We start from the raw sequence: 716 nt of genomic DNA, 5'->3' as shown, positions 1-716 counted from the left end.
GCACTCTTGGATATAAGCGAATACATTGAAAAAACACCATAGGATAGAATGGTTCCGCTGACGACAATTAAAAAATAAAAAACATAGTGACTTTGCACCACATTTTTTCGACTAATCGGAAGAGTAAGCACGTATTTGTCATAGCCGGTCTTACTTTCTAATTTGATCACTTCAAGCGCTGGCATTGCCATTAATAAAATAATTAACATCGCTATAATACGGTAAAATGAAGGATCCGCAAAATAAAAGATAACCGCAGAAATAACTATCGCAAGCGCTGTGTACGTCAAAAAGCTTCGGTGAATGAGGTAGTAGTTCGTTAACAATAGACCTCTCATTTACGTTTCACTCCTCGTTAAAAGCACGCTTAGTTCTTCCATCGACATCGGTTCAGTTATAGTTTCATCTGGCAGCTGATGCTTATCTGATACGAGTACACGGACAGATTTATCATACGTTCTTTTTGCCACTACTACATCTTCAGGAAGTAAGTTCAGCTGTTCTTCATTCATAACGGCAATTGCATACTCCTGAAAAACTTTCTCTTTTTCTTCATTTAATAAAACCTCACCGTTTTTAATCACAACAAGGTGGCTCGCTATTTTTTCGACATCGCTCATAATGTGAGACGAAAGCAATATTCCGCTGTTTCCATCGCTGACAAATGCTTTTAATTCATCTAGTATTTGCTCTCTAGACGAAGGATCCAATCCTCC

1 protein-coding gene and 1 pseudogene are annotated in these 716 nt (G+C 38.0%); both read right to left on the bottom strand.

Annotated features, from left to right (window positions below; translation table 11 throughout):
* On the bottom strand, window positions 1-338 hold a 338-nt coding region (locus AC1DRF_RS30955), incomplete at its 3' end, for an ABC-2 transporter permease (protein ID WP_477742696.1).
* Window positions 339-716 (bottom strand): annotated as a pseudogene (locus tag AC1DRF_RS30950) (ABC transporter ATP-binding protein); the annotation flags it as partial.

This window comes from Priestia sp. P5_B4, assembly GCF_056400385.1.
Note: the sequence above shows the minus strand (reverse complement) of the source record. Positions and strands in the feature narration are given on the sequence as shown.